The organism is Pseudarthrobacter sp. PvP004, assembly GCF_017876035.1.
GTDB lineage: Bacteria > Actinomycetota > Actinomycetes > Actinomycetales > Micrococcaceae > Arthrobacter > Arthrobacter aurescens_A.
In genome coordinates this window covers 3,590,398-3,614,858 of sequence record NZ_JAGINL010000001.1, presented here as the reverse complement: position 1 = coordinate 3,614,858, position 24,461 = coordinate 3,590,398, and the positions used below count along the sequence as shown (strand labels likewise).

The window sequence follows — 24,461 nt, the reverse complement described above, 5'->3', positions numbered from 1 at the left end:
GTTTGCCGGACATGACCAGCCAGGCGATGGCGGTGGCGGGGGCTAGGCGATGGCGATGACGCTAGGCGATGGCGATGCCGGGACCTGCCGGCAGGGCTACCTTGGTGGAGATTGCCTGGCCCACTGCCTTGGCTTGCCGCAGCACCTCCTTGGGAGACGGGGTGATCAGGTCCCCAACGCCCACCAAGTGCATCCCCACCGCCCGCATGGCGGCCGCGAAGTTCTGGCCAACGGCTATTCCAAGTTCGGCGAGCATGCGGCGCAACTGGCTTTGGGCGCAACGCGTCACTACTACGTGGTCCGCCAGGAGGACACCGTTGGCTGTGTGGACTGCCCACTGGCGTGGAGTGGATTCGAGGGGGCCTGATACGTGGAGGCCTGTTCTCAGTCCGGCCGTGGTCATGCTGGCCGCCAGTCCGTACCCGATCTGGCGGGAGGGGTCTGCCCCCAGGAAATCAAGGCGTACGGCGCGGGTGGTGTTGCGAACGTCCAGGTGATGGTTGGCGGCGTAGTTCCGCAGGTGACGGAGGATCTCGTTGCGTTCCTGCATGGCTGCGGGATCAGCGGCATCAGTGCGTTGAAGCATGCCTGTATGAACAGAAGGACCTGTGGTGGACAGTGCACCGAACCCGTCTACGACGATGGAGCCCACGCCGAAGCGGCTGAGCTCGCTGGCAACTGCCAAACCGGACAGGCCGGCTCCGATGACCACGGTGGTGGTGCGTTCCGTGGCGGAATCAGGCGTGAGTGACACTGCTTGGTTCCTCCTTGACGTGTGTGCCTTACGGCATCGCGTGGGATCGCGTCCGAGTTCCCCAAGCGGCCGCAAATAAATGGCCGGAGTGTGTGGTGTGAAACACGTTCGCCGGCCATTCGGTGACTCGAACACTACCGAACTTTTTCGGCCATGGATAGCCTCCGCGACTCCGCGTTTTGTGTGTTCGTCCGGAGCGCAATGTGGAAGGCCGGGAACCGAGCCCTGACCGTTATGCACATAGCCCGATGTCGCCTTGATTCGCCACTGCCGACCGAGAATAGTTGGGATTGGGAGGAGAAATTTCCGGGTTTCTCCTGCCCCGGCCATTGACAATGAAACAGTGAGGCAATCCGACGAGGAGAACCTCTGGCAGAATAGCCGGAACATCAAGCAGTAGGTGGAGAGGCAGGCCCCCATGGACCAGCACGGCAGACACAGTGAAGAGCCACAGGACGGCCAGGATCAGGCTGTGGAACCAGGTGGCATCGTGGTCGGAGTGGACGGTTCAGAGCACGGGCAATGTGCTTTGGTTTGGGCCGCGCGGGAGGCTGAACGTCGGCGCCTTCCTTTACATATCGTCACGGCATATTCCGTGCCCATCTTTGCCGCCTCCGGGCTGGATGGCGGCTACGCAACAGTCGACGATTCCGTGATTCGCGAGGGCGCGGATGCGATCGTTCGGCAGGCCCTGGATAAGGTCTCCGGATATGCCATCGACGTCGATGCTTCTGTCGAGAACGGCGACGCCGCTGGTGTCCTGTTGGATCTTTCCAGCGAGGCCGCACTCCTTGTCTTCGGGAGCAGGGGTCGCGGCGGATTTGTTGGGCGTTTGCTTGGCTCGGTCAGCAGCGCTTTGCCCGCCCACGCCAAATGCCCCACGGTGACAGTCCCGCTCTACTGTGCCGATCGCCTTGGTGAAAGCACTGAGGACAAACACATCAAGGCTGAACATGCCAAGGCTGGCCCACGTACTGTGGAAAATGTGGTTGCCGTAGGCGTGGACGGTTCCGAGCAGGCCCGCGTGGCCGTGCTCGAAGCTGCCGAGCAAGCACAGCGCATGGGCGCGAAACTCCGGGTGATTTGTGCCGTACCTCAGTACAGCGGTTCCCTGGCATGGGTTCCGGCACCCTTGGACCGGGATGCCTTGTTTGCGGATATCAAAGTCCAGCTGGACGCCGGGGCTGATTGGCTCAGAAGCCATTTCCCTTCATTGCCCATGGAAACGGAACTCAGGGATGGTTCCCCCGTTGATGTTCTGGTGGAAACCAGCCGCAGCGTCGAGCTGGTGGTTCTGGGTACACGGGGCCGTGGCGGCTTCGCGGGGATGCTGTTGGGTTCAACATCGGACGGAGTCCTGCATCACTCCAAGGGGCCGGTAATGGTTGTTCCGGACCGTGACGATCCCAGGCTCGCTGACCGCCACAAGTTTGGGCCTATGCTCGGCGCTGCTTAAGCCGGATCCTGTTACGTCCATGGACAAGAAACAGCCCGGGGGACCGTCACAGGATCCGGTACTGGTTCTGGACATCGCCGCAATCCGTGGACCCATGCTGCCGGAGGTTGGCGGCAAGGCAGCCAATCTAGGCGAGTTGGCCAGCGTCGGCCTGCCGGTTCCGCGCGGATTCTGCCTGACAACTGCTGCCTACCGGCAGGCTCTCTCGGGTGTGGGCTTGGAGCCTGTCTTTGCGGCTTTGTCGGAGGCTGATGCGGCCGGGTTGGACCGGCTCAGTGGGCTTGCCGCTCGTGCCCGGTCTTTGGTGATCGATGCCGGGGTGCCCGAGGGGATCGCCGAAGCGGTGCGGTCTGCATACCAAAATTTGGGCGCCAACGTACCCGTCGCCGTGAGGTCCTCGGCCACCGCAGAGGACTTGCCGTTCGCAAGTTTCGCCGGACAACAGGACACCTTCCTGAACGTTGTGGGCGTGGATGCAGTCTTGGATGCCGTGAGCCGCTGCTGGGCGTCGCTCTGGACAGACCGCGCCGTGGCCTACCGGACCACTAACGTGATCGACCACGCAACTGTGGCCTTGGCTGTAGTTGTGCAGGAAATGGTGAATTCCGCTACCGCTGGCGTCATGTTCACCGCCAACCCGGTGACGGGGAATCGCTATGAAACGGTCATTGATGCCAGCCCTGGCTTGGGGGAGGCGGTGGTGTCCGGGGCTGTGAATCCAGACCATTACGTTGTGGACGCCCGGCGCGGTGCCGTCCTGACAAAGGTCTTGGGGGACAGGCAAGTGGAGATCCGCGCCACGCCGGGCGGCGGCACGGAGCGGGTTGAACGGCCCTTGCCTGCTGATTCAGCCGTGGAGCCCTGTCTCAGTGATCGTCAGATCCTCGCGCTTGCCAAGCTGGGCCTTGAGGTACAAGAGCATTACCGTGCTCCGCAAGACACCGAGTGGTCCATCGACGACGACGGAAAGCTCTGGCTCACCCAGGCCAGACCCATCACCACGCTGTACCCGCAAACCACACGCACGCCCCCGGCTCCCGGCGAGCACGCGTTCCTGAACTTCAGCCTCGCTCAGGGCCTCACCAGGCCTCTGACGCCCATGGGGTTGGCCGGAATCCGGCTGATTGCCTCAAGCGTCGCCAAGACGGCGGCTTTCGACGTTCCCGATCCCCGGTCAGGGCCGCCTGCCTACTACGAAGCCGGACAACGAATCTTCTTCGACTTCAGCGCCGTGCTGCGAAGCCGGGTAGGCCGGACAATCGTGCCACGGGTTTTTGACGTCATGGAAGCCCGCTCCGCAGCCATTATGCGTGGGCTCTTCGCCGACCCGCGCTTCGCGGTGACTATCAAGACACCCGTGAAACTGATCCGCCATATCGCCCCGGTGGCGGCTAAGCATCGTGTCCCGGAGTCATTGTTCCGCGGTCTGTTCCGTCCAAGTACAGCAATGCGGCGTGTGGAGCGGCTCAGTACGGAGTTACGCAGCACCTTCTCCGTCCCCAGTGAAGCCACACCCCACCAGCGGCTCGGTCACGTCCAGAGAATCTTGGGAGAGGAAGTGTTCGCCACGGTTCCGCAGGTGTTGCCACTTCCTGCTCTCGGCTTCGCGATGCTGGCGCTGGTGAGGCGGATTCTTGGTGACCAAGCGCCCTACAGCGAGCTGCAAACAGTAATCCGGGGCCTACCTAACAACGTCACCACGGAGATGGACCTGGCTTTGTGGCAAGTCGCCTCTGAGATCCGTGAGGATCCGGCCGCCGTTGCTTCCATGCTTCGGCACACGGCCGCAGAGCTGGTGGAACAGTATCGGGACGCCCGCCTTCCGCCGGTTGCACAGGACGGCTTGGACGAGTTTCTGCAAACGTACGGCCACAGGGCCGTTGCCGAGATCGACCTTGGCATGCCCCGCTGGTCCGATGACCCTACGCACATCCTCGGTGTCATAGCCAACTATTTGAGGCTCTCCGACGGCGCCGAAGCGCCCGACCAACAATTCACGCAAGCAGCCCTCGACGCCGACGAACAGGTAGCGCGTTTCGTGGCCCGCGCCAGGGCGAAGAGTCCGTTGCACGCGGTAATCGTGAGACTTGCTTTGGACCGAACACGGCACTTCGCCGGGTTGCGGGAGTTGCCCAAGTACAACCTGGTTCTGGGGCTGTCAGCTGCGAGGAAGCAGTTGCTCCTGATCGGGGATGAGCTTTCGGCAGCACAGCGGATCGAACGTCCCGAGGACATCTTCTTCCTGGACCTGGACGACGTCGAGATCGCCTTGGCCGGAGACGACGTCCACGAGGTGGTTGCTGAACGACGTGCGGCTTATCTCCAGGAACTCCGCCGCAAGCACATCCCGAGAGTGCTGTTGTCTGATGGTACGGAACCCGAAGCTACGGCCAGCGGGAGCGGCGGCAAGCAGCGCCCCGGCACTTTGTCCGGCAGTCCGGCGTCGGCAGGTCTGGTGTCTGCTCCCGCGCGAGTCATCATGGATCCGGTTGGCGCCCACCTGGAACCGGGAGAAATCCTGGTGGCACCGTCAACGGACCCTGGTTGGACGCCACTGTTCCTCACCGCGGGAGGGTTGGTCATGGAGATGGGAGGAGCCAACTCGCATGGGGCTGTGGTGGCCCGTGAGTACGGCATCCCTGCAGTGGTGGGTGTCCCCGACGCGACATCGCGCATCAGAACAGGCCAGCGCATCACCGTTGACGGCGCTGCCGGGACCGTCAGCATCGAAAACTCCGGGTAGTGAAACAGTGTCAGGCGTGCTGGTGTGATTCGTGCTCGGAGTGGCTCACCGGTTCCAGTTGGAAAGTGCAGTGCTCGGTGTCGAAGTGCCGGCCAAGGCAAGAGCCCAGCTGGTCCAGGATGTTGTCCGCGCCGCTGGCGCTGAGGACCGCATCCTCCACCACCACGTGGGCTGAGAACACGGGAACGCCGGATGTGATGGTCCAAATGTGGATGTCATGGGCATCAACCACACCGTCCACGGCAACGATGTGCTCCCGGATCATGTTCACATCAACGCCCTTGGGTGTGGCTTCCAAAAGCACATCCACAACATCACGCAGCAAATGCCAGGCCCTCGGAATGATCATGAGGGCGATCAGCACGGACGCGAGTGGGTCGGCGGCGCTGAATCCCGTGGTCATGATCACGACGGCCGCCACAATGACGGCAATGGAGCCAAGAAGGTCACCGAGAACTTCAAGGTAGGCACCGCGGACGTTGAGGCTTTCCTTCTGCGCTCCTTGGAGAATCAGCAAGGAAACGAGGTTGGCCACAGCACCCAAAATGGCGGCCCACAACATGACATCCGTCTGGATTTCGGTTGGCTCGCCAAAACGGCGAATGGCTTCGATCATGATCACCACGGCGATGACGATCAGGATCAGTGCGTTGGCCAATGCAGCCAGAACCTCGGCCCTTTGATAGCCGTAGGTTCGCTGGTCGCTCGCCGGTCGGGTGGCAATCCACGCCGCCATCAGGGCAATGAACACGCCCGCCGCGTCAGATAGCATGTGTCCGGCATCGGCCAAAAGGGCCAAAGATCCGGACACGACGGCGCCAATCACCTGGATGCCCACCACCCCTAAGGTGATGGCCAAGACGGCGATTAGCCGCTTCCGGTGCTTGCCGGTTGCTGTGACTCCGTGGGAGTGGTTGTGATCATGCCCCATGCCTATAAGGCTAGCCCCAGCCGAGCTCATGCAAGCGGTCGTCGTCTATCCCGAAGTGGTGCGCGATCTCATGGACCACGGTAATGGCCACCTCGTCGATGACTTCTTCGCGGGTGCTGCAGATGTTCAGGATGGGTTGGCGGAAGATCGTAATTCGGTCAGGCAACGACCCTGCTTCCCACCAGGAATCACGTTCGGTCAGGGGAACTCCCTCGTAGAGTCCCAACAGCACGGTGTCCGGATCTTCCCCTGGCTGTGGCGTGTAGTCGTCCTCGATGAAGATTGCCACGTTGTCCATTGCGCTGGCCGCCTTGGGCGGAATCAACTGCAGGGCATCACTGACAGCTTCCTCAAAATCTTCGGGTGACATCTCGTAAGGCCCCGACACATAGGCCTCATCCGCCGGGGCGTGCTCAACAGGACTGTGCACCGCATTCCGTTCCCGGAGCGGCGATGACGGGCGCTCGCCGTCGGGAACGATGGGCAGGCCGGGAGGGAGATTCGCGGGCATGATTCGACTTTAGTCCGCAAAGGCATTATTGGCGCTGTGCATGATGAGAGATACTGAACTCAATCCTCCTTTCGACAGACACAGGAACCGCATGACCGGCACCGCTTCCCTCGCACCTGAACCCCTCGACGTCGTTGTGGTGGGTGAGGCATTGATCGACATCGTCCAGTCGGCGGACGGGCAAAAGGAGTTCCCCGGCGGATCGCCGGCCAACGTCGCCTACGGCCTGGGCTTGTTGGACGTGAAAACGGGCCTGCTGACGGCGATCGGCCGCGACGAGCGGGGCGATGCCATCGCCGCGCACCTGCAGCGCGCAGGCGTGGTGCTGCTACCCGGATCCATGTCAGCGGGCAAGACCGCGACGGCGACCGCCCGGATAACTGCCGACGGGTCGGCCGACTACACCTTCGACATTGACTGGGCATTGGCTCCACTTGCCCTGCCGTACGCTCCGAGGATCCTGCACACCGGTTCCATTGCCACCTTCCTGGAGCCCGGCGCAAGTGTTGTGCGCAGTTTGCTTGAGCAGGCGCAGGGCGGATGCATGGTCACGTACGACCCCAATATCCGTCCCGATCTCCTGGGAAGCCACCACGAGGCTCTGTCCCTGTTCGAAGAGATTGTGCCGCTGACCGACGTCGTAAAAATGAGCGGCTCGGACGCCCGCTGGCTGTACCCCGGCAAGTCGTTGGAGGAGACCGCGAACCACCTCCTGGCCCTGGGAACCGGGCTTGCTGTGGTGACTCAAGGTGTCAGGGGGGCGCTCATGGCAACCCGGGATATTCACATCAACGTCCCGGCCGTCCCGGCTACCGTAGCCGACACCATCGGCGCGGGTGATTCCTTCACGGCAGCCCTCATCATGGGCCTGCTGTTACGTGGCAGCGACGGCATGGCGCCCACAGTGTTGGAACGGATCGGCACCATCGCATCCATGGCCGCTTCCATTGCTGTCGGCCGCTCGGGCGCCAACCCGCCTACCCACCGCGAACTCCTGGTGGGCATGGCCCGCTAGGGGCTCTGCTAGGGAGCCCGTTAGCGGCTCCGGCGGCGGGTCAACCCGACGCCGACCAGGCAGATGACGCCGCCGATCAGCCCCCAAACGGTTGGTACTTCCTGAAGCACCGCCCAGCTAATCAGAATGGTGGTCCCTGGAACCAGGTATGTGGTGGCCGCCAGTTTTCCGGCCGAGATCAGGGATAGCGCGTAGGCCCACGTAGTGAATGCGATGGCCGTCGGGAAGATCCCCAAGTAGACCAGGCCGAGCGTGGCGGGGAGCGGCGCCGCTTGGACCTCGGAGATGAGCTGACCGGTCCACGGCAGGCAGCAGATCGCGCCCACCATGATGCCGAACCATGTCGCTTGGCCTGCCGTGAATTTCCGGAGCACTGGTTTCTGTAGGATTGCGCTCACCGAGGCGAGTACAGCGGCAAGCAAGCACAACAGCACACCGGCCACGTCCGCCGTCGAACGCTGTCCGGAACCCAAAGCGATCATCGCGACGCCGCAGAACGCGACTCCGCTGCCGATCAGAAGCCAGCGTGGGAAGCCCTCCTTGAGGAAGACACCGGCAAGGATGGCGATGAGGATGGGCGAGACGTTGATGAGCATGGCGCTGGTGCCGGCGTCGAGCATGTGCTCCGCGGCGTTCAGCGCAACGTTGTAGCCGCCGAACCACATCACCCCGTATGCCACGATAGGCAACCACTCGCGGCCGCTCGGCCAGACCTTCAGCGTCGGCAGCACCACGATTCCAAGCACGACGGCGGCAACCGCCAACCGTCCGAGCGTCAAGGAACCGGGGGAGAAGCTGGGGCCGACGGCGCGGATGCCCACGAAGGCTGATGCCCATAGGACCACCGTGATGATGACGGCCGCGATGCCGAGTTTGCTGATGGTTGCTCCCGGCGCGGGGGTGGTGCGCGGGGGCAGGTCCGGGGAAGGCTGACCGGGTTCGGCCGGGGTGGTGGTTGTCATGAGCCAAATCTATCCGCGGGAGGCCGGGAGCGGCTGGCGGTTTTCGGACGCGTCAGGGCAAGATCCTGCCAATGTTCCGCTGGCACCCTCGAGGGGCCCTGATCTGTGGTCCGGGACACTGTTCAAACCTCGATTTGGGAATATCGCTATCTATGCTCTAAAGTTTTAGAGTCCAGTTCGGACGAGCGAGACACGGAAAGAACGCGTAAAGCGTCGCTTTTCCTTGCGAAATCCGAATTGAGTTCAGGCCCCCATCGTCTAGCGGCCTAGGACACCGCCCTTTCACGGCGGCGGCACGGGTTCGAATCCCGTTGGGGGTACGCAAGGAAGTGGTAAATCGGATGAAAAAAGTCTGGTAAGCTAGAAGCCTTGAAAAAAACGCGGTAGAGATACTGCAAACGCAAGGCCCTGTAGCGCAGTTGGTTAGCGCGCCGCCCTGTCACGGCGGAGGTCGCGGGTTCAAGTCCCGTCAGGGTCGCTCTGAGCGCCGAAGAAATTCGGTTCTCAAGGTGACATGTCACCTAGGCTCTGTAGCTCAGTTGGTAGAGCGTTCGACTGAAAATCGAAAGGTCACCGGATCGACGCCGGTCGGAGCCACCACTGGGAAGCATCAGTTCTTCGGAACTGATGCTTTTCTTCTTTAACGCGGCTGGCACGGCAGGTCCCGGGGCTCAGCTGTAGTTGGTGGCCACGCTTACTATGCTCAGGCCAACGGCGATCATGATCGGCGCGATGGAACTGCCGGGTACTACTTTTCGGACGACCACGGTCCGCCCGATGGCGTAGATGGTTGGGAGAAACCCCCAGGCCCAGTGGAAGGGGCGCACGACGCCGAGGCGTTTGAGTCTGCGCCAGTCCAGGTAGGCCATCACGACATTGGCCGCACACGTGGGCCATGCGACACCGCCAACGATGAGATCACCAAGGCTAAGTTCGAGATCGGGATCAGCGAGCTGGGCCCCGTCGGGTCCGATGGCGTAGCCATGAAGGGACTTCACCACGATGTCCAAAATGAGAAACTGGGCAGATAGCCCCAGCAGCGCCCACAGAAAGGGTGTAGATGTGGGCGTTCTTGGCGGCAGGAGGGGCCTACCTTTCGATCCTTCTGCCGGCACGTCGGCGAATTGTCCTGTCCATGCGGCACCGTCCCACCATTGAAGCCTCATCGTTCCTGCTGGGTCCGCGTACCAGCCAGGTGGCGCGGTTACGTGGTTGGGTGGCTGACTAATGGCTCTTCCTCCAAGAATGTTGTGACGGTCTCTCTGGACCATACCCGAGGCATTCGCCGGCAATTCCACGAGACTGTCTACGGACTATTTCATGACGGTGACCAAGGCTTTGCGCGCAGTGCAGTGACATTCGCATGTCTTGGAAAGGTAATACTTCACGAGACAGCCTTCCTCAGCGCTTTCGACATGAGCGCGGCCGTCAGAGTTCCAAAACGGCGGGACCTAACGCGCAGGAGGAGTCTCATCTAGTCGCCTCGCCGTGATGTGTCTCAGCAAAGCGGGGGGAGGGGCTTCCGAGACAGAGCGAGATCTGTGTCCTGCGGATGGATGCCCGTAAGCGGACTGCTTAGCTTGCAGTGTTGCACGCTTTGATTTCGACCGTGTTTATTCGGTTCGGTTGACGACACCACCACTGTGCACAGGACGGATCTCCACCCCACCGCCTGTGAGGATGGAAGGATCTTTGCTAGCCAAGTCCATCGCTTCGTCGATATCCGTCGCCTTCAGGATGTAGAACCCGGCTACCACTTGACCAGCCGCATCGTAAGGGCCGTGAGCAGTGCCGGCCGCTCGGACAGTGCGCGCATGATCACTCGGCGTGAGCGCATACGCGATGTGCATGCGACCGCTGGCGACTAGGGCGTCGAAGTGCTCGTCGCATTCCTTGAGGTCCTCTTTCGTTGCATCAGGTGCATGCCTCGAGTCGTTTGCGTAGATGAGGACTGCGAATTCAGGCATGCGTTCCTTTCAGGCTGATAGCCCGGGGTTGTCACTTCCTGTCTCAGTGAAGGGATGCGACCGGAAGTACGTCTATCCACCCGTCGATAGTGGAGGGACGCCCTCCATTTGGGTTGCTGCGTCGACGCTCGGCTCCGAGGCTATCAAGTCGATAGCCGGCAAACCATACCTTGAAGCGGAGAAATTATGGCGAGTGACTGGTGCATCGCGAACGCAGCTAAACGACTAGTGGAAGCGTGTTCGATGAAGGATCCTCTATCGGGCGCCCCACCGTGTCGTTCCGTGGATGATGCTGGCGATGCCTTTCCACAAAGACCGTGAAATGCCATGATCGACGCGGGAACAACAGGTTTAGGGGGAAGCATTGCGGAAACGGGCTTTGGCGCCGGTCCTCGTCATGCTGTTGGCGGCCTGCGCTGCACCCCCCCAACCAACGGATTACCCGCGTACTGCTTCTGCCGATGACCGATGGGGCGTAGGCGTAAGCTTCCCTGTTTATTCGTCGTTAGCCGGGTGCGAAGATGATCCCAGCGTGGAATCAGCCGTGCAAAGCGCGGACATGCCGTCCTCCAGCCTGGGATTCCGGCTGAAAGCAGGAGCATCTGAGGCGGATGCTATCCGCGTTGCAGACTGCCTGGCCCCGCTCTTGAGCAGCGGGGAGCTCACAATCGTGTCCCCTTGGCTTTGAACAGCTTCCGTGAACGGACGCCTCCGTACGTAAGCCGATCCCTGGGCGGGAAGTGTGAAGGAATCGATCCTCTGGCAGGTGGGTCCCACTGTCCCCTTCGTATACTCGGAGGATGACAATGGAGGCTGACAATCAAGCGAACGAGCAGGCATCCATAGGCGAGCCGGACGAGGAAAAGTCAGACAATCAGACGGTGGAACTCGCCGATTCAGACGACGACTTCGCTCTCGGCTCTCTCGACTTTGATGGACTATCTCCCACGGATTTCGAGAAGTTCAGCTTCGACCTCATGGCCGAGAGCGGTTTCTCTAACGTGGACTGGCGAAAGGGCACCCCCCTAGCGGCTTCACCCTCCGATCGTGGCCGGGACATTGTTGCCCGGAAGCCGCTAAAAGACATCGATGGCCACGAGTACGAGGAAACCTGGTTCGTTGACTGCAAGCACTATAAGCGTGGAGTGCCACCCGACGCTCTCCAGGGCACTCTCGGTTGGGCCATGGCCGAGCGTCCCGCAGTCGTGCTCTTCATCGCTTCCGGATACCTCACCAACGGGGCGAAGGACTGGATTGCGGACTATCAGCGGACCAACCGGCCGCCCTTCCGGATCCGTGTCTGGGAGAAGCCGCAACTCCTCAGGCTCGTTGAGAAGAATCTGGACCTGGCCTTCCGCCACGATGTTGGCACAAGCACGCTGCGGCGGGTGTCCGAAATCCTTATAGCCGAGTCGGAGTTCATGGATCGGCTCTGGTACGGCAGAAAGCCCGCGGATGAGGACGTACATCTCTACGACTGGGCCGACGACATTAAGGCCGGAATGCTCGCAGCTAAGCGCCGGGTGGAGGAGCAATACGGCGTCGAAGAGTTGGCGAAGGACGTGGAGTCGGACTGGGCCTGGGGTTACCTGTCGGGCCGGATTTCTGCGCTGCGTTGGGTTCTCGGTGACGAGTGGCACATGCTCGACAGCTAGGCACTTGGTTCGGAGCGAGTAATCACAGCTGATTATTAGGACGCTTGCGCCAGATCGACGGCGCCCCATGGCAATAGCGACGTCAGTACTCATCAAGAGCCAATTAGCGAAGTGACCCATCGAATCTTCCCTGCAACCAGCGAGATTTCTATCTGGAGTAGCTCTATCAGAGGTGTCAGCGAATTGGAGCTCTGCGTCCAATGCGACATGCATGGAGCTGCCCGGGTGCGCCCGTAAGCCGGTCCCTCATCGTGCATGGATGAGGGGACCGTCTGGGACCCCGCCGAATCTCGGCCCCGGCATGTACGCAACACCGCACGATGAAATGCACGATGACGGGGGGATAACAGCAACTCCTCGACTCCCTGCGCTCATCTCATCAATGGATCCTTTGATGGGAACCCCAGAGCTGGGTCTGGTTGAGGATTCGGGCTGGCGTATTTCCAGCACGTCGCTTGTCCCAACAATGTGTCTCACTAAGGTATTCTCAACATCATTCTGGCCTTTAACAAGACGGAGAAGTGATGGCACGCCTTGGATACGCCCGCGTCAGCCTGGCGGACCAAAACACCGATTTGCAGATCCGGGAACTGGAAGCAGCCGGGTGCGACCGAATCTACAAAGACCAGGGGATTAGCGGGATGCGGGTAAGTCGTCCGGAGCTGGACCGGATGTTGGACCGTCTCGGCGCAGGGGATGAAGTCATCGTGTGGAAGCTGGACCGGTTGGGACGCAACACCCGCCACCTGCTCGAGCTCTTGGATGACTTCAAATCCCGAGGCATCAAATTCCGTTCCCTAAGGGATGGAATCGCCACTGACCCGGCCAGCGAGGTCGGGGGAGCGATGGCCCAGGCGATGGTCACCATCATTTCTGCGTTCGCACAGCTTGAACGAGACCAGCTTTCCGAGCGCACCAAGGCCGGCATGGCGGCTGCAGCTGCTAACGGACGCAAAGCAGGCCGCCGGGAAATCACGACGGAGCACGAGAAGGTCAAGCGGGTACATGAACTGAAAGCTCGCGGTCTCAAGCCGACGGACATCGGAAAAATCATCGGGGCCAGCCGAGCCACCGTCTATCGATACCTCGGCATGGACTCCTGATCCACAGAGGTAACTGTCCCGGAAGTTGTCTTTGTTACTGCTGTCCACGGCAGAGGATTTGGGACAACATCCGGGACGTAAATATGACGCGGAGGTCGGGCTGCGGATGGCACGGCAAATCGCCACCATATGGCGATCAAATCCACAGGGATCTCGGTTCTAAGGAAATAGGACGCCGCGACGGTTGCTGTGGTTAGCTTCAATCGTGACGAGAGCGGCGAGCACCCCAGAGACGCGGCGCAAGCGCCGGCAGGTAACATTCCGGGTCCTGCTTGGACTGGTGTTTTTGGTCGTTGCGGGGCTACCTCTTGCTGTGCCTTCCCTGACGTTCGCTGTGACTGTACCCGTTGCTGCAGGATTGGTTAGCGCTGTGGTGGCTATACAAAAAGCGGACGCCAGCACCGAGGCCGCGGCGCGGGCGGAGGCGGCCCAGGACACGGCGCAGCGGGCATCAAGGGCGGCTCACTTCGGCCTCGCTTTCCAAGGTAAGCCGAAGGTCGCTGTGTGGTGGTTTCGGCCCATGGAAGGTTTTACGCACTGGGATCTGCAAATAACCTCAGACCGACCGGCAAAGGACATCGACGCGGAATGGCATTTCGCTGACGGCCGGCCTCCCGTAAAAGCGAGCTTTCCTGAAATCACCCCGGAAGCAGGGGATCCCTTCAACCGCTCAGCGGTACGGCTGGTGGTGCCGTTGGGTCTTCCAGCCTCTGTGGAGCTTGGAGACATCCATAAACACCTTGTCAGAGGCACTCTTGAATATACAGATGCGGTTGGGATGGCCCGGTGGAGAGCCACCTGGAGGTACCTCCCATTAAGCCCTGAAGAGGAGACGAAGAGGACATTCCTCAACGCACCCAAAGCGGCCTACAAAGCGGAGCTTGTGGACCTCTTGAAGCTCCCCGACGACCTGTGAGCCCAAGAAAAACCTCGGATATCACGCCTCGCGAGGGATGATCCCCTACGTCTCGTACCCCAAGGGTTACGAGACGTGAGCTACCGCCAGGTCTCATTGGCTGGTTAGACTCGGGCGGTGAAAGCTGCCGCAATTTTGGCGTTTCCTCGCCGCTGCTTCAGGGCGCTCCTGTCATTGCGGGGGTTGCATGAGTCGAAACTCATTTCCATCCAACTCTCATTGTCACGGGTTCTCTACCGGAGGAGACTGGGGCGACGGCATCCCATCTCGGACCGCCTGCGAGGCCACCCGGCTGCGGGGCCTCACAGTAGCTTGTAGTGGCCTGGTGGATCAATGAGTTCTATGACACCCATCGAGAAGTCCGCTCAGCGGTCACGGCATCTCTTACCCTTGCTGACTATCGCACTGATTGGATGTCTCGGCGGGTGCGAGTATGAGTCCGACGACGCATCCCTGCCGTCTGCCAGTTCTCCGATGACGGAGGCTCGCACGGTCCCACCGCTGCCTGAGAGCCGCGACCCTCGCACGGTCCCGCCGCTGCCGAAGAGTGGCGATATCGACGCCGGCACATATCTAGTCCCCGTCGACGGCTACAAGGAGCCTTTCGAGATCACCGTTCCAGGCGGCTGGTCTGCTCTCGACGGCAACAGCCTGGGCAAGGATGACCCGGATCACCCGGCCGAATGGGCCGTCCACCTGACCCTTGGGTCCGCGTTCTATGTGTCGATGGACGCATGCAACTGGAGGGGCGCCCTTGCCGATGTCGGTCCTGCGGACTGGGCCTTCACTAGGGCTATGGCGGCGCAATCGTCAACGGCAAGCACTCCTCCTGTCAAGATCATGGTGGGCGATTACACCGGCTTCGAGTTCGACCACTCCGTCGAGGGCGACGTGGACATCCCGGCCTGCGACAGCGGCAAGTTCTGCATCCACTCAGAAATGATGTACCACTGCACACACTGGTACTCGACTCAGAATGAACACGAGACCTACCGGGTGGTCGACTTGGAGGGCCGGCGGGCTGTTGTTGCGGTGGGCTATATCGACGAATCGATCAATCCGGAGCTGATGAGAGAGGCGCGCGCCGTTTTCGACTCGATCGTGTTCAGGTCCTTCAAGTGACCAGCTCCGATAGGCGATCCCGCCCGCGGTCTCCGACTCCTTCTCTGAACTCACCGGGGTGTCTCATAGCCTCTGTGTCTCGAAAAGCTGGGGTTTCGAGGCGAGTTCGAGCGGGCGCCGGAGGAGGTTGCCTGCTGGCCCCGCACTAGCCCTGGGTGAGTGATTCGAGGCGACACGGAGCGGTGCAAGAACAGCGCCATTTATCGCCAACATTCACATTCTCGCGTCTCCTGACTGACGGGGGAGTGTCCCGCTAATGGTGTCCCACTTCTAAGGAAGTGGAACGATCGCGCGCGAACTGCGTCGGCCTGTAGCAGGGCAGGAATGGTTGGGCACGTGTCGGTTAAGACCCCGGGCTGCTAATGCAGTCCCCTCATTCTTACTCCTTTGTCGACTGCTGACTCTCGTCAGGTCCGGAACCCCTCCTCTTTCCCAACCACTCCTCGCGATACTTATCAGTTTCCGTGCGCTCTTATTTCCGGCACGGACCCCGATCCATGTCCCCAAACCTGTTCCTGAAGCAACGATCGTGCCGAGGGCCCATTCCCAACCGGCTACTACACCCACGAGGACTGCGATTAAGACGGCACTCCCGACACCCAAAAGGATCTTTTTACTTCGGTTGGTCAAAATGAAGAGAGCCTCCTAAGCCGTCAAGAATCTTCAGTCCCGCCCACAACCGCTATGCCCTGCGCCGCTACGGCCCGCGCAGGCGGTTGCTTCTCCGCTCTTGCACGGATCCTGGGCGCGTCGACGAGCCCGATGGCAGCCCAAGTTCATGGGCATACTGCGGTTTACAATTCCGACAGCCAGAAAGACAAGTATTGGTAGGAAGACGTCTACTCATCATTTGGGGTGGGGGGCTTTGACCTGTTGCGCGAGAGTAAATCGTTCATCGCTTGCTGGTTGTCCCGTGCCTTCGAACCACCCCATTGGACAGCGAAATTTGCGGCAACCACCACTCCGACGACCACTATCAAGGCAGGCCAAATGTCCGTTGATCCTGACAGAATCCATACTGCGATAGCGATGCATATGAGCAGAAGAACGGTGGAAAGCAACCATTTCATCTTCATCTTTACCCCCTGTAACTTGTCCCTAGATGTACTTCGACCATCCCGCGATCTGCTCCGAGGCCGCCGATGATCAGGAGCAGGGCGGCGACGATGAGGTACCAAACGCCGCTGGTGGTCGCTGCGCTGTAGATGCCAAACACAAGGAAGCCAGTCCCCAAAAGCGCCCGAATCAGCGCGGTTTTCCTCTTGTCCATGGCCCCAGCCTAGAGGACCAAGATCACAACGGGCGTCCGCTCCGCGGTCGACTGCAAAAGCCTCTTTTTGCCTTACATGTGGCTGGGTTGTTCTCCGTGGTCATGGAGAAGATCTGCGCCCGCCTGGGTGTTGGTCTGACCGAACGCAAGGTCAACGGTGACCGTCCGGTCATTGAGATCGCCGGCGTCAATGTTGCAGCCATTGAAGCTGCCTCGTCACGGCGGGAAGGCATCAAGCCCGTGATTGATGAACTGACGAAAGAGTTCATTGAAAAGCACGGCTACGCACCGAATAAGAAGCAGCTGATCGGACCTACCCGAAGATTATGCAGCCGCCCTCACGACCCTCAAAGGCCAGGTGCGGGAGGCACAACTCAGGGCCCAGCAGGTGGTCAACAGCGCGATGATCGAGCTGTATTGGAACATCGGACGGACGATCCTGGAAAGGCAAGCGAACGAATCCTGGGGCAGTAAGGTCCTGGACAGGCTCGCACGTGACTTGAGGGCGGAGTTTCCGCACATGCGGGGATTCTCCCGGACGAACGTCTACAACATGCGCGCGTTCGCGGCCGCGTGGAACGGGCCGGAACCAATTGTCCAGACACCGTCTGGACAATTGAGCTGGAGCCATAACGTAACGCTCCTGAATAAGCTCAAGGACCACGAACTGCGCCGCTGGTACGCAGCCAGGGCGGCCCAGCACGGCTGGTCGGTCGCCGCTCTTGAACACCAGATCCTCACCGGCCTTCACACCCGAACCGGGGCAGCACCGAATAACCTGGAAGCTCGCCTCCCGGGCGAAGGAACCGATCTGGCACAGGCTGTGGCCAAGGACCCCCTCGTGCTGGATTTTCTGGGCCTTACCGAAGAAGCCCAAGAACACGCCATCGAAGAGGCCATGACCCTGCGGATGGCTCAAACCCTGGCCGAGTTTGGCCCAGGCTTCGCTTTCGTCGGCCGGCAGTATCCACTCGACGTTGACGGAGATGACTTCTTCATCGATCTTCTGCTGTATCACGTGCCTTCAGACCGTTACGTTGTGGTTGAACTTAAAGCAGGGAAGTTCAAGCCTGAACACCTGGGGCAGCTGAACTTCTACGTCGCAGCGGTCAACGACATGCTGCGCCTACCGAGACAGGCGCCTACCGATGGCATCCTTGTCTGCGGGTCGCGGAACGAGCGAACCGTCCGATACGCACTCGACGGCTCCGCCCAGCCGCTCACGGTCACGTCGTACACCTACGAAGCCCTGCCGGCCGACGAAAAGGAAACCCTACCTTCCCCGGCCGCAATCACCGCCGCTCTCGAACACGACCCCGCCGACGCAGTCGAAGCCTGATTACTGCACCTCCGGAGTGCGGATGGAACGACTACACAGCGGGAAGAGCCCGGTGGCGAACCACCGTGAGAATCAGCCGTAGGTGCTCTATGCTGCGAAGCATCGCGGGAAGCCGTCGAGTTGCCTCACGCCGATAAGCACCCATATGTCGTGCTTTCCTCTGCGTATCTCATCAGATGAATCAATCGCGCGATTCGTGGCTCGATCAAAGGAGCCTGGTTAATTCCCTCGATTCGCGCCGCATTTCTTGCGCGTTCGGTGCCGTCTGCGGACCTTCCCCGTCCGCACTTGGGGTGAGCCCTTGACCCGACTTGAGCAGTAAAGGGACCTCTGACCTGCACGTTTGTCCTGATGATGCGTTTAATGAATCATTGATTCAGGATTTGAAGTTCACTTGGGAGGTTGTGTGGGTGTCGATGGATCGGGCCGTGTTCACCTTGTGGAGTCCTTACCTCTGCTGCATCCGGAGCAGCAGACGTTCGAGGAAATGCTCAGTGGATGGCGCAATCAGCAGTTGTCGCGGAATCTTCAGTTCGGCACGATCGATCAACGGATCCGCTTTGTTCAGCGGTTCATGGAACACGTCAACGAGTTCCCCTGGCGTTGGTCACCAGCCCATGTTGAGGAGTACTTCGGGGACCTGCGTTCGATCCGGAAGTTGGCTCACTCAACGCTGCGTGGTCAGCAGTCTGCCCTGCGGCAATTCAACTCTTACGTCGCCAATCCTGATTACGGTTGGGACGTTGTTTGCGAGCGACGGTTTGGTACCCACCCGGCCCAGGTCTTCTTCGACTGGAACACGGCCACGCATGCCGAGGAGTTCGAGGGCAGGCCATCGAAACGGCCCTTCACCAAGGACGAGCTGCAAAGACTCTTCGACTACGCGGACGACCAAGTCGAGATCATCCAGGCCTCCGGACGAAAAGGCTGGAAGGCTGCTTACCGTGATTCCGTCATGCTGAAGATCGCCTACTCCTATGGGCTGAGGTTCAACGAGCTTCGTCATTTGCAAACGGTCGATTTCAGCATCAACCCGCATATACGCCGGTTCAGGAAGGTAGGCGTTTGCAAAGTGCGGTTCGGCAAAGCCCGGAAAGGCTCGCCACCGAAGTCCCGTAGCGTGCTCACAGTCTTCGAGTGGACGCCGGACATTCTTGAAGACTGGCTGGCCAATGGCCGCGGGACGCTTCAGACGCTGGACCTCTTTCCCAGCGAACGCGGTGGTTTGATTGTCGAGTCGACTCTCCTGCGAAGGCTCCGCCGGTATTTGGATGAGTTGGGCATAGCTTCGGATGGGCTGGACTTGCATTCATTGCGGCGGTCGTACGCAACCCACTTGGCCGAGGATGGATGGCATTCTAGGTTTGTGCAAGATCAAATGGGTCACGAGTATGCGTCCACCACGGGTATCTATCAGTTCGTCAGCGATGACTTCAGGATCCGGACCCTGCAGGCGGCCCTGGACCGTACTGTTGCCGACGCTTTGGAGGCTGGCCGGTGAAACGCCAGGTTGAGTACACGTGGCGGCTTGCGGAGTTAATGGCCGCCCGGGGACTGCACAACACCACGGGGCTGATCCCCTTGCTGGCAGAACGCGGAATCGAGCTGTCCCGGCCCCAAGTCTATCGCCTGGTCAATCAACGACCGGAGCGGGTCTCACTGCAGGTCATCGCGGCGATCTGCGACATCTTCTCCTGCGGCCCGGAGGACCTGATCACCGTGACGGCCGCAGACGTCCGCGCCCGTAGATCCGGCACGACGAACTCCCCGAAGGTGGTCGACCTCAACCGGACGGTCCGCCCGCGTCGGGCACGCGTCATCAACAATGACGGCTGATAAGCCCGCGGGCCTCACCCCGCGCAACATCGTGCGCGGCCGGCCGCGCACGAAAGGATCCATCACCTGTGCCCGATGCGGCCGAGGCGTCCGCCGAACCAGGGCAAGCTGGCCCGAGGGGCGAATCTGCGGCCCTTGCTTCACGACGGCGACCCGAACTCACGGCACCTGCACAGGCTGCGGTCATCACAGGCTGTTGCCCGGACCACCCGTTTCGGATAGCGGAGACCCTCGGTGCGCCCCATGCGCTGGCATCAATCAGGATTTCCAGTGTTCCCGTTGCCGCCAGGAAGGCGAGTTTTACCGCAAAGGATTCTGCGCGCGTTGCGCCCTCGAAGATGACCTCAACGACCTGCTGACCAGCGATCCGGATCATTCTGGAACCGGGTCACGACTCGTGGAGGTCCTGTGTTTGGCCAGCCGCCCCGAAAGCGTCATGACGTGGAAACGTTCAGCCAGGGTCGCGACGTTGCTGCAATCGATCGCCAGCGGCCAGACCCCACTGACGCATGAGGGTCTGGACAGTCACCGGGACACAGCGGCCCGGGAAGCAGACCACTTACGGGAGATACTTACCCACCACGGCCTCCTCCCGCACCGTGACCTCTATCTGGCGCGTTTCGAGCGCTGGATCCAGGACGAGCTGCCGCAACTGCCAGCGGAAGTCGCCAGACCGGTTGAACAGTTCGCCAAATGGCACCACCTCCGACGCATCCGCCCCATGGAATCGCCGGAGCGGAACCTCCACAGCCAGGTGCACTCGGCCAAACAAGAGATCAAGGAGACGATCAAGTTCCTGAACTGGCTCTGGGCGGTCCACGAACGAACGGCGGCCAACTGCACCCAAGAGGACGTAGACAGCTGGCAGGCCTCAGGTCCCACTACACGGCGTTTGATCCGAACGTTCCTCGCATTCGCTCAGAAGACCGGTACAAACACGCAGGTCCGCGTTGCCCGCCCCACCAGCACGAACCGACCCACCATAACGCCCGAACAACGGCTCCTTTGGATACGCGAATTCCTCGAAGGCAATAGTGATTCCTTGCCCTACAGAGTCGCGGGAATTTTGCTCCTTCTCTACGCCCAACCCCTGACGAAAGTGGCAGCAATCCGAACGAGCGCCGTCACCGTCGACGAGGCCACCGGAAGACTCCGGATCACACTTGGCAAGCACCCCCTCCCGATCCCACCGCCGTTCGCAGAGCTCCTCAAGCAGCACCTTCGAACCCGGCCCAACCTAGGAACAGGAACAAGCGCTCAAAGCCCATGGCTCTTTCCCGGCGGCCGGGCGGGTCACCACTTGGGACCCAATACTCTCGCCGCGCGACTTCTCGACCTCGGCTTGAACTTACGCGGGGCACGCAACACAGCGCTTGACGAGCACGTCATCGCCTCACCACCGCCCATAATCGCCGACGCCCTGGGCTACAGCTACCAAGTCGCTCACCGCCACGCCGAAGCAGCCGGCGACACCTGGTCCCGCTACATCGCCGATCGCTCCTGACTCAAACGCCGTTGCTGTGAGTTCTAACGGATGGCTTCGTCGAGCAACTGCCGGAACTGGGCCTCGGTGTTCAGAGTCAGCTTTTTCCCGTTCAGGAAGAAGGTTGGCGTTCCGGTTACCCCCAGAGCTCGCCCATCAGCGACGTCCCGGTTGATGCGATCCTTCGTTGCTTGGTTAAGGACCGCGTTGTCATACTTTGCCGGGTCCAATCCGAGTTCCTGGGCGTAGTTCCTAAACAGGACCGCTTGGGAGTCCTGCCGTTCCCCCCATTGGGGCTGGGATTCAAACAGCTTGGCGGCCATTTCTTCATATTTACCCTGTCGGGCGGCGGCTTCCACGGCCACTGCTGCCGTGCCGGAATTCCGGTGCCCGGGCAGGGGGTAGTAGCGATGGATGAACGTGATCCGATCCCCGTATTCCTTTTTCAGTTCCGCCAGCAGTGGTTCGGCAGCGCGGCAGGATTCGCATTCGAAGTCCAGGAACTCCACCAGCTGCGCCTTCTCCGTGACCGGGCTCGTGACCCGATGGCTGTCCTCCCTGACGAGCTGGGCGTCGGCGGCCACGACCGGTGCGGCCGGAGCCGGCTTGTTGGCGACCAGCACGGCGTACCAGATCAGCCCGGCACCAACGATTGCAGCCAAGAAGATCCAGATAGCGATGCGGACCCTTCGGCCTGAAATGACGGCGCTCACCGATCCGTCTGCTTTGATCCAAGCTCCACGGCAACCGCCTCGCTCGAGGCGTCTGACCCGCACCCGGCACAGCAGGAACCCGTCGGCTCAGCGCCAGCTGGCCGAGCCAGTTCGATGACTACCGGAGCAGACGTGGTCGGGGGCTTGTCAGTAGGCGCGCAGCACTCATCAAGTTCTTCGTCGGCGTGGCCCTGATCGGCGTGCGGAACGGCGCAGCAGGCCTCACCCTTCCAGGCGTTGATGCCTTCCCTGACTGCGATACCGGCGATAATCAGTGCCGTGACCGCATCGGCCCACCACCAGCCCAGCGTGCTGTTCAGGACCAAGCCGACCAAGAGAACGGCGGACAGATATGTGCACAGCAACGTTTGCTTGGAATCCGCCACGGCCGTCCGGGAGCCGAGCTCCCGCCCTGCACGGCGCTGAGCCCATGACAGCACCGGCATGATCGCCAAACTCAACGCGGCGATAACGATGCCGGGTGTTGAGTGCTGAGCTTCTCCCGCACCGGTCAGGGAGCGGACAGCGTCCACGGCCACGAAAGCAGCCAGCGCGAAGAAGGAAATGGCGATGATCCGCAAGGTCAGATGTTCCCGCGGCTCGGGGTCCCTGGCAGTGAATTGCCAGGACAAGGCAAGAGCCGAGGATACTTCGATGACCGAGTCCAGTCCGAAGCCGATCAGCGCCGACGAATCCGCGGCCCCTCCTGCCCAGAGGGCCACGACGGCCTCGATGACGTTATAAGTAATGGTCGCAGCGGCGAAGAGCCGGATCCTGCGGCCCAGGACCGCACGGCGATCCGAGGTCGGTGCATTTACCAGGGCCGTCATGCGAAGCATTCTCCGTCCGGTGCGCAGCAGGCAGGGTCCACTGCCAGGACAACACCGAGCAGGTCTTTGATGGCGTGACCTAGCCGGGCATCAGCGAGTTCATACCGTGTCCGACGTCCGTCCGGGACCGCGACTACCAGCCCACAGCCGCGCAGGCAGGTCAGGTGGTTGGACATGCTCTGCCGGGACACCTTGATGGAGTCCGCCAGATCGGACGGGTATGCCGGGGCCTCGGCGAGAGCCAGGAGAACCTGGGCCCGCGTTGGATCCGAGACCGCGTAGCCGAACCGGGCCAGCACCGGGGCGTGGGTGAGAATTTCCATAAACCCAAAGTACAGCCATCAATGTATTCACACAATGATGTACCAACAAACCCTGTGACACCGTAGTCCGAAAATTCTCCCATCTAACACCGCATCCATCGCCCACACAACAGCCACGGCATAGGTCTCCACCGGCCTCGAATACGCCCGAACCTGATACACAGGGGTGCCAGTATTTTTGGCCCGCAATCGTATCTACGAGCCGTCCACAGTGCCACCGGCGTCGAGACCAACGATCCCACGTTAGGGACTGCCCCCGGTTTTGTTGACTCCTTGACCTAGCGGGCTTGTGCTCGTGGAAGGATGTTGACCATGCCCACGGCTTATGGGGCGGAGTTCCGCCAGGATGTTATTGATGTGGCCCGCAAGGGCGAGGCGCCGCTGGCGCAGATTGCGAAGGACTTCGGGCTTTCGGTCACCACGTTGAAGCGCTGGGTTGCCATCGCCGAACGCAAGGACTCTGGCGCCGGCCCGGCAACGGGCGAGTCTGCCGAGATGCGCGAGCTGAAGAAGCGCAACCGCCTGCTGGAGCAGGAGAATGAGATCCTGCGCCGCGCTGCTGCCTATCTGGCAAGGGACATCAACCCAAAATGATCTACCCGCTGGTCACGGATCTTGCCGCCGACGGTGTTCCCGTGGCGGTGACCTGCAGAGTGTTGAAGTTCAGCAAGCAAGGCTATAACCGGTGGAGAGCCAGCCCGGTGACGGAACGGGACTGGGTCGATGCGGTCAATGCCGCCCGGGACATCCATACCGACGATCCGGCGTTCGGTTACCGGTTCATCGCCGACGAACTCCCGGAGAAGGGCATCATGGTCGGCGAGAACAGGGTCCAGCCCTTGTGCCGGGACCACGGCATCTGGTCCGTTTTCTCCAAGAAACGGGGCCTGAACCGGAAGCCGGGACCACCGGTCCACGATGATCTGGTGGAGCGGGGCTTCACCGCCGCGGCGCCGAACGAACTGCGGCTGACCGACATCACCGAACACCCCACCGCAGAGGGGAAGCTCTACCTCTGCGGTGAAGGACGTCTATTCCGGGAAGATCGTCGGTTATTCGATGGACTCACGGATGAAGTCCTCGCTTGCCGTCGCCGCGCTGGAGAACGCGGTGCGGGCGCGCCGCCCGGCAGGGACGGTGGTGCATTCGGACCGTGGGTCCCAGTTCAGGTCCCGCCGCTTCGTTGAATCGCTCCGGCACCACGGGCTCACAGGCTCGATGGGCAGGGTCGGCGCGTGCGCGGACAACGCCGCGATGGAATCCTTCTTCTCACTACTACAGACGAACGTCCTCGACCGTCAGCGGTGGACCACCAGACAGGAACTCCGGCTGTCCATCACGACCTGGATCGAACGGACCTACCGCCGGCGACGGCAAAGACGGCTGGGAAAACTCACGCCAATCGAATATGAAACAATCAACCGAACCGCGCTCATAGCGGCCTAAGACCCCGAGTCAACAAAAGCCGGGGCAGTCCCTTACTCGCGTGTGGCGGTGATCGGCTCTCGCCAGGACCCTGCGCCTCTGAACTG

Annotated in this window: 21 protein-coding genes, 3 tRNA genes and 1 pseudogene; 16 read left to right on the top strand and 9 right to left on the bottom strand. The window is 61.1% G+C overall.

Annotation, left to right across the window (positions count from 1 at the left end; translation table 11 throughout):
- Nucleotides 1-61: 61 nt before the first annotated feature.
- Complete coding sequence (locus J3A64_RS16285) at nucleotides 62-754, bottom strand: FAD-binding protein (protein WP_043805711.1); 693 nt, start codon at nucleotides 752-754, stop codon at nucleotides 62-64.
- A gap of 418 nt (nucleotides 755-1,172) precedes the next feature.
- Between J3A64_RS16285 and J3A64_RS16280 the strand changes: the two genes are divergently transcribed.
- Both J3A64_RS16280 and J3A64_RS16275 read left to right on the top strand, forming a co-directional pair.
- A complete protein-coding gene (locus tag J3A64_RS16280) occupies nucleotides 1,173-2,210 on the top strand; it encodes a universal stress protein (RefSeq protein ID WP_014920534.1) in 1,038 nt (345 codons plus the stop codon).
- Nucleotides 2,211-2,229: 19 nt separating this feature from the next.
- Nucleotides 2,230-4,953, top strand: a complete 2,724-nt coding sequence (locus tag J3A64_RS16275; protein WP_210064917.1) for a PEP/pyruvate-binding domain-containing protein — start codon at nucleotides 2,230-2,232, stop codon at nucleotides 4,951-4,953.
- Nucleotides 4,954-4,963: 10 nt separating this feature from the next.
- On the opposite strand, the gene J3A64_RS16270 is transcribed toward J3A64_RS16275, so the two are convergent.
- Nucleotides 4,964-5,884: a cation diffusion facilitator family transporter gene (locus J3A64_RS16270; RefSeq protein WP_011773171.1), complete on the bottom strand. Its 921-nt coding sequence runs from the start codon at nucleotides 5,882-5,884 to the stop codon at nucleotides 4,964-4,966.
- Nucleotides 5,885-5,894: 10 nt separating this feature from the next.
- On the bottom strand, nucleotides 5,895-6,395 hold the full coding sequence (locus J3A64_RS16265) for a metallopeptidase family protein (RefSeq protein WP_014920536.1): 501 nt from the start codon (nucleotides 6,393-6,395) through the stop codon (nucleotides 5,895-5,897).
- A 91-nt stretch (nucleotides 6,396-6,486) separates the two neighbouring features.
- Between J3A64_RS16265 and J3A64_RS16260 the strand changes: the two genes are divergently transcribed.
- Nucleotides 6,487-7,410 carry a carbohydrate kinase gene (locus tag J3A64_RS16260; protein ID WP_210064914.1) on the top strand — a complete coding sequence of 308 codons (924 nt, stop codon included), beginning with the start codon at nucleotides 6,487-6,489 and terminating at the stop codon, nucleotides 7,408-7,410.
- A 20-nt stretch (nucleotides 7,411-7,430) separates the two neighbouring features.
- On the opposite strand, the gene J3A64_RS16255 is transcribed toward J3A64_RS16260, so the two are convergent.
- The gene (locus J3A64_RS16255; RefSeq protein WP_210064913.1) at nucleotides 7,431-8,372 is read right to left on the bottom strand and encodes a DMT family transporter; all 942 of its coding nucleotides are present in this window, start codon (nucleotides 8,370-8,372) and stop codon (nucleotides 7,431-7,433) included.
- A 247-nt stretch (nucleotides 8,373-8,619) separates the two neighbouring features.
- Between J3A64_RS16255 and J3A64_RS16250 the strand changes: the two genes are divergently transcribed.
- From J3A64_RS16250 to J3A64_RS16240, 3 genes are all read left to right on the top strand, one after another.
- Nucleotides 8,620-8,692 (top strand) — tRNA-Glu (locus J3A64_RS16250).
- An 84-nt stretch (nucleotides 8,693-8,776) separates the two neighbouring features.
- A tRNA-Asp gene (locus tag J3A64_RS16245) sits at nucleotides 8,777-8,850 on the top strand.
- Between the two features lie 46 nt (nucleotides 8,851-8,896).
- Nucleotides 8,897-8,972, top strand: a tRNA-Phe gene (locus J3A64_RS16240).
- Between the two features lie 71 nt (nucleotides 8,973-9,043).
- Here J3A64_RS16240 and J3A64_RS16235 read toward each other — a convergent pair.
- Nucleotides 9,044-9,370, bottom strand: coding sequence for a hypothetical protein (locus J3A64_RS16235; RefSeq protein ID WP_307807232.1), 327 nt, complete (start codon nucleotides 9,368-9,370; stop codon nucleotides 9,044-9,046).
- A 615-nt stretch (nucleotides 9,371-9,985) separates the two neighbouring features.
- Nucleotides 9,986-10,339, bottom strand: coding sequence for a YciI family protein (locus tag J3A64_RS16230; RefSeq protein ID WP_210064908.1), 354 nt, complete (start codon nucleotides 10,337-10,339; stop codon nucleotides 9,986-9,988).
- 800 nt (nucleotides 10,340-11,139) lie between these two features.
- Between J3A64_RS16230 and J3A64_RS16225 the strand changes: the two genes are divergently transcribed.
- The 9 genes from J3A64_RS16225 (at nucleotide 11,140) to J3A64_RS16185 (ending at nucleotide 21,084) form a co-directional block, all read left to right on the top strand.
- Complete coding sequence (locus J3A64_RS16225) at nucleotides 11,140-11,994, top strand: restriction endonuclease (RefSeq protein ID WP_210064906.1); 855 nt, start codon at nucleotides 11,140-11,142, stop codon at nucleotides 11,992-11,994.
- Nucleotides 11,995-12,518: 524 nt separating this feature from the next.
- Nucleotides 12,519-13,097 (top strand): recombinase family protein, encoded by a 579-nt coding sequence (locus J3A64_RS16220; protein ID WP_210064905.1) that lies wholly within the window; start codon nucleotides 12,519-12,521, stop codon nucleotides 13,095-13,097.
- Nucleotides 13,098-13,431: 334 nt separating this feature from the next.
- Nucleotides 13,432-14,013 (top strand): hypothetical protein, encoded by a 582-nt coding sequence (locus J3A64_RS16215; RefSeq protein WP_210064902.1) that lies wholly within the window; start codon nucleotides 13,432-13,434, stop codon nucleotides 14,011-14,013.
- 333 nt (nucleotides 14,014-14,346) lie between these two features.
- On the top strand, nucleotides 14,347-15,135 hold the full coding sequence (locus tag J3A64_RS16210; protein ID WP_210064900.1) for a hypothetical protein: 789 nt from the start codon (nucleotides 14,347-14,349) through the stop codon (nucleotides 15,133-15,135).
- A 1,102-nt stretch (nucleotides 15,136-16,237) separates the two neighbouring features.
- Nucleotides 16,238-16,879 carry a relaxase domain-containing protein gene (locus J3A64_RS16205; RefSeq protein WP_210064899.1) on the top strand — a complete coding sequence of 214 codons (642 nt, stop codon included), beginning with the start codon at nucleotides 16,238-16,240 and terminating at the stop codon, nucleotides 16,877-16,879.
- Nucleotides 16,809-17,744, top strand: coding sequence for a YhcG family protein (locus tag J3A64_RS16200; protein ID WP_286176364.1), 936 nt, complete (start codon nucleotides 16,809-16,811; stop codon nucleotides 17,742-17,744). The genes J3A64_RS16205 and J3A64_RS16200 overlap by 71 nt, the downstream gene beginning before the upstream one ends.
- 406 nt (nucleotides 17,745-18,150) lie before the next feature.
- Nucleotides 18,151-19,245 carry a tyrosine-type recombinase/integrase gene (locus tag J3A64_RS16195; RefSeq protein ID WP_210064045.1) on the top strand — a complete coding sequence of 365 codons (1,095 nt, stop codon included), beginning with the start codon at nucleotides 18,151-18,153 and terminating at the stop codon, nucleotides 19,243-19,245.
- A complete protein-coding gene (locus J3A64_RS16190) occupies nucleotides 19,242-19,580 on the top strand; it encodes a helix-turn-helix transcriptional regulator (protein WP_210064044.1) in 339 nt (112 codons plus the stop codon). The genes J3A64_RS16195 and J3A64_RS16190 overlap by 4 nt, the downstream gene beginning before the upstream one ends.
- Nucleotides 19,581-20,016: 436 nt before the next feature.
- Entirely contained in the window at nucleotides 20,017-21,084 is a 1,068-nt protein-coding gene (locus J3A64_RS16185) for a recombinase XerD (RefSeq protein WP_286176232.1), read from the top strand.
- Between the two features lie 23 nt (nucleotides 21,085-21,107).
- On the opposite strand, the gene J3A64_RS16180 is transcribed toward J3A64_RS16185, so the two are convergent.
- Genes J3A64_RS16180 through J3A64_RS16170 form a run of 3 tightly spaced genes read right to left on the bottom strand, consistent with a single transcriptional unit; the run spans nucleotide 21,108 to nucleotide 22,929 of the window.
- Nucleotides 21,108-21,776: a thioredoxin domain-containing protein gene (locus tag J3A64_RS16180; RefSeq protein ID WP_210064042.1), complete on the bottom strand. Its 669-nt coding sequence runs from the start codon at nucleotides 21,774-21,776 to the stop codon at nucleotides 21,108-21,110.
- A complete protein-coding gene (locus tag J3A64_RS16175) occupies nucleotides 21,773-22,606 on the bottom strand; it encodes a cation diffusion facilitator family transporter (protein WP_210064041.1) in 834 nt (277 codons plus the stop codon). The genes J3A64_RS16180 and J3A64_RS16175 overlap by 4 nt, the downstream gene beginning before the upstream one ends.
- The gene (locus J3A64_RS16170) at nucleotides 22,603-22,929 is read right to left on the bottom strand and encodes a helix-turn-helix transcriptional regulator (RefSeq protein WP_210064040.1); all 327 of its coding nucleotides are present in this window, start codon (nucleotides 22,927-22,929) and stop codon (nucleotides 22,603-22,605) included. Before J3A64_RS16170 ends, J3A64_RS16175 begins: the two co-directional genes overlap by 4 nt.
- 312 nt (nucleotides 22,930-23,241) lie before the next feature.
- Here J3A64_RS16170 and J3A64_RS16165 point away from each other — a divergent pair.
- Nucleotides 23,242-24,375, top strand: a pseudogene (locus J3A64_RS16165) (IS3 family transposase).
- Nucleotides 24,376-24,461: the final 86 nt, after the last annotated feature.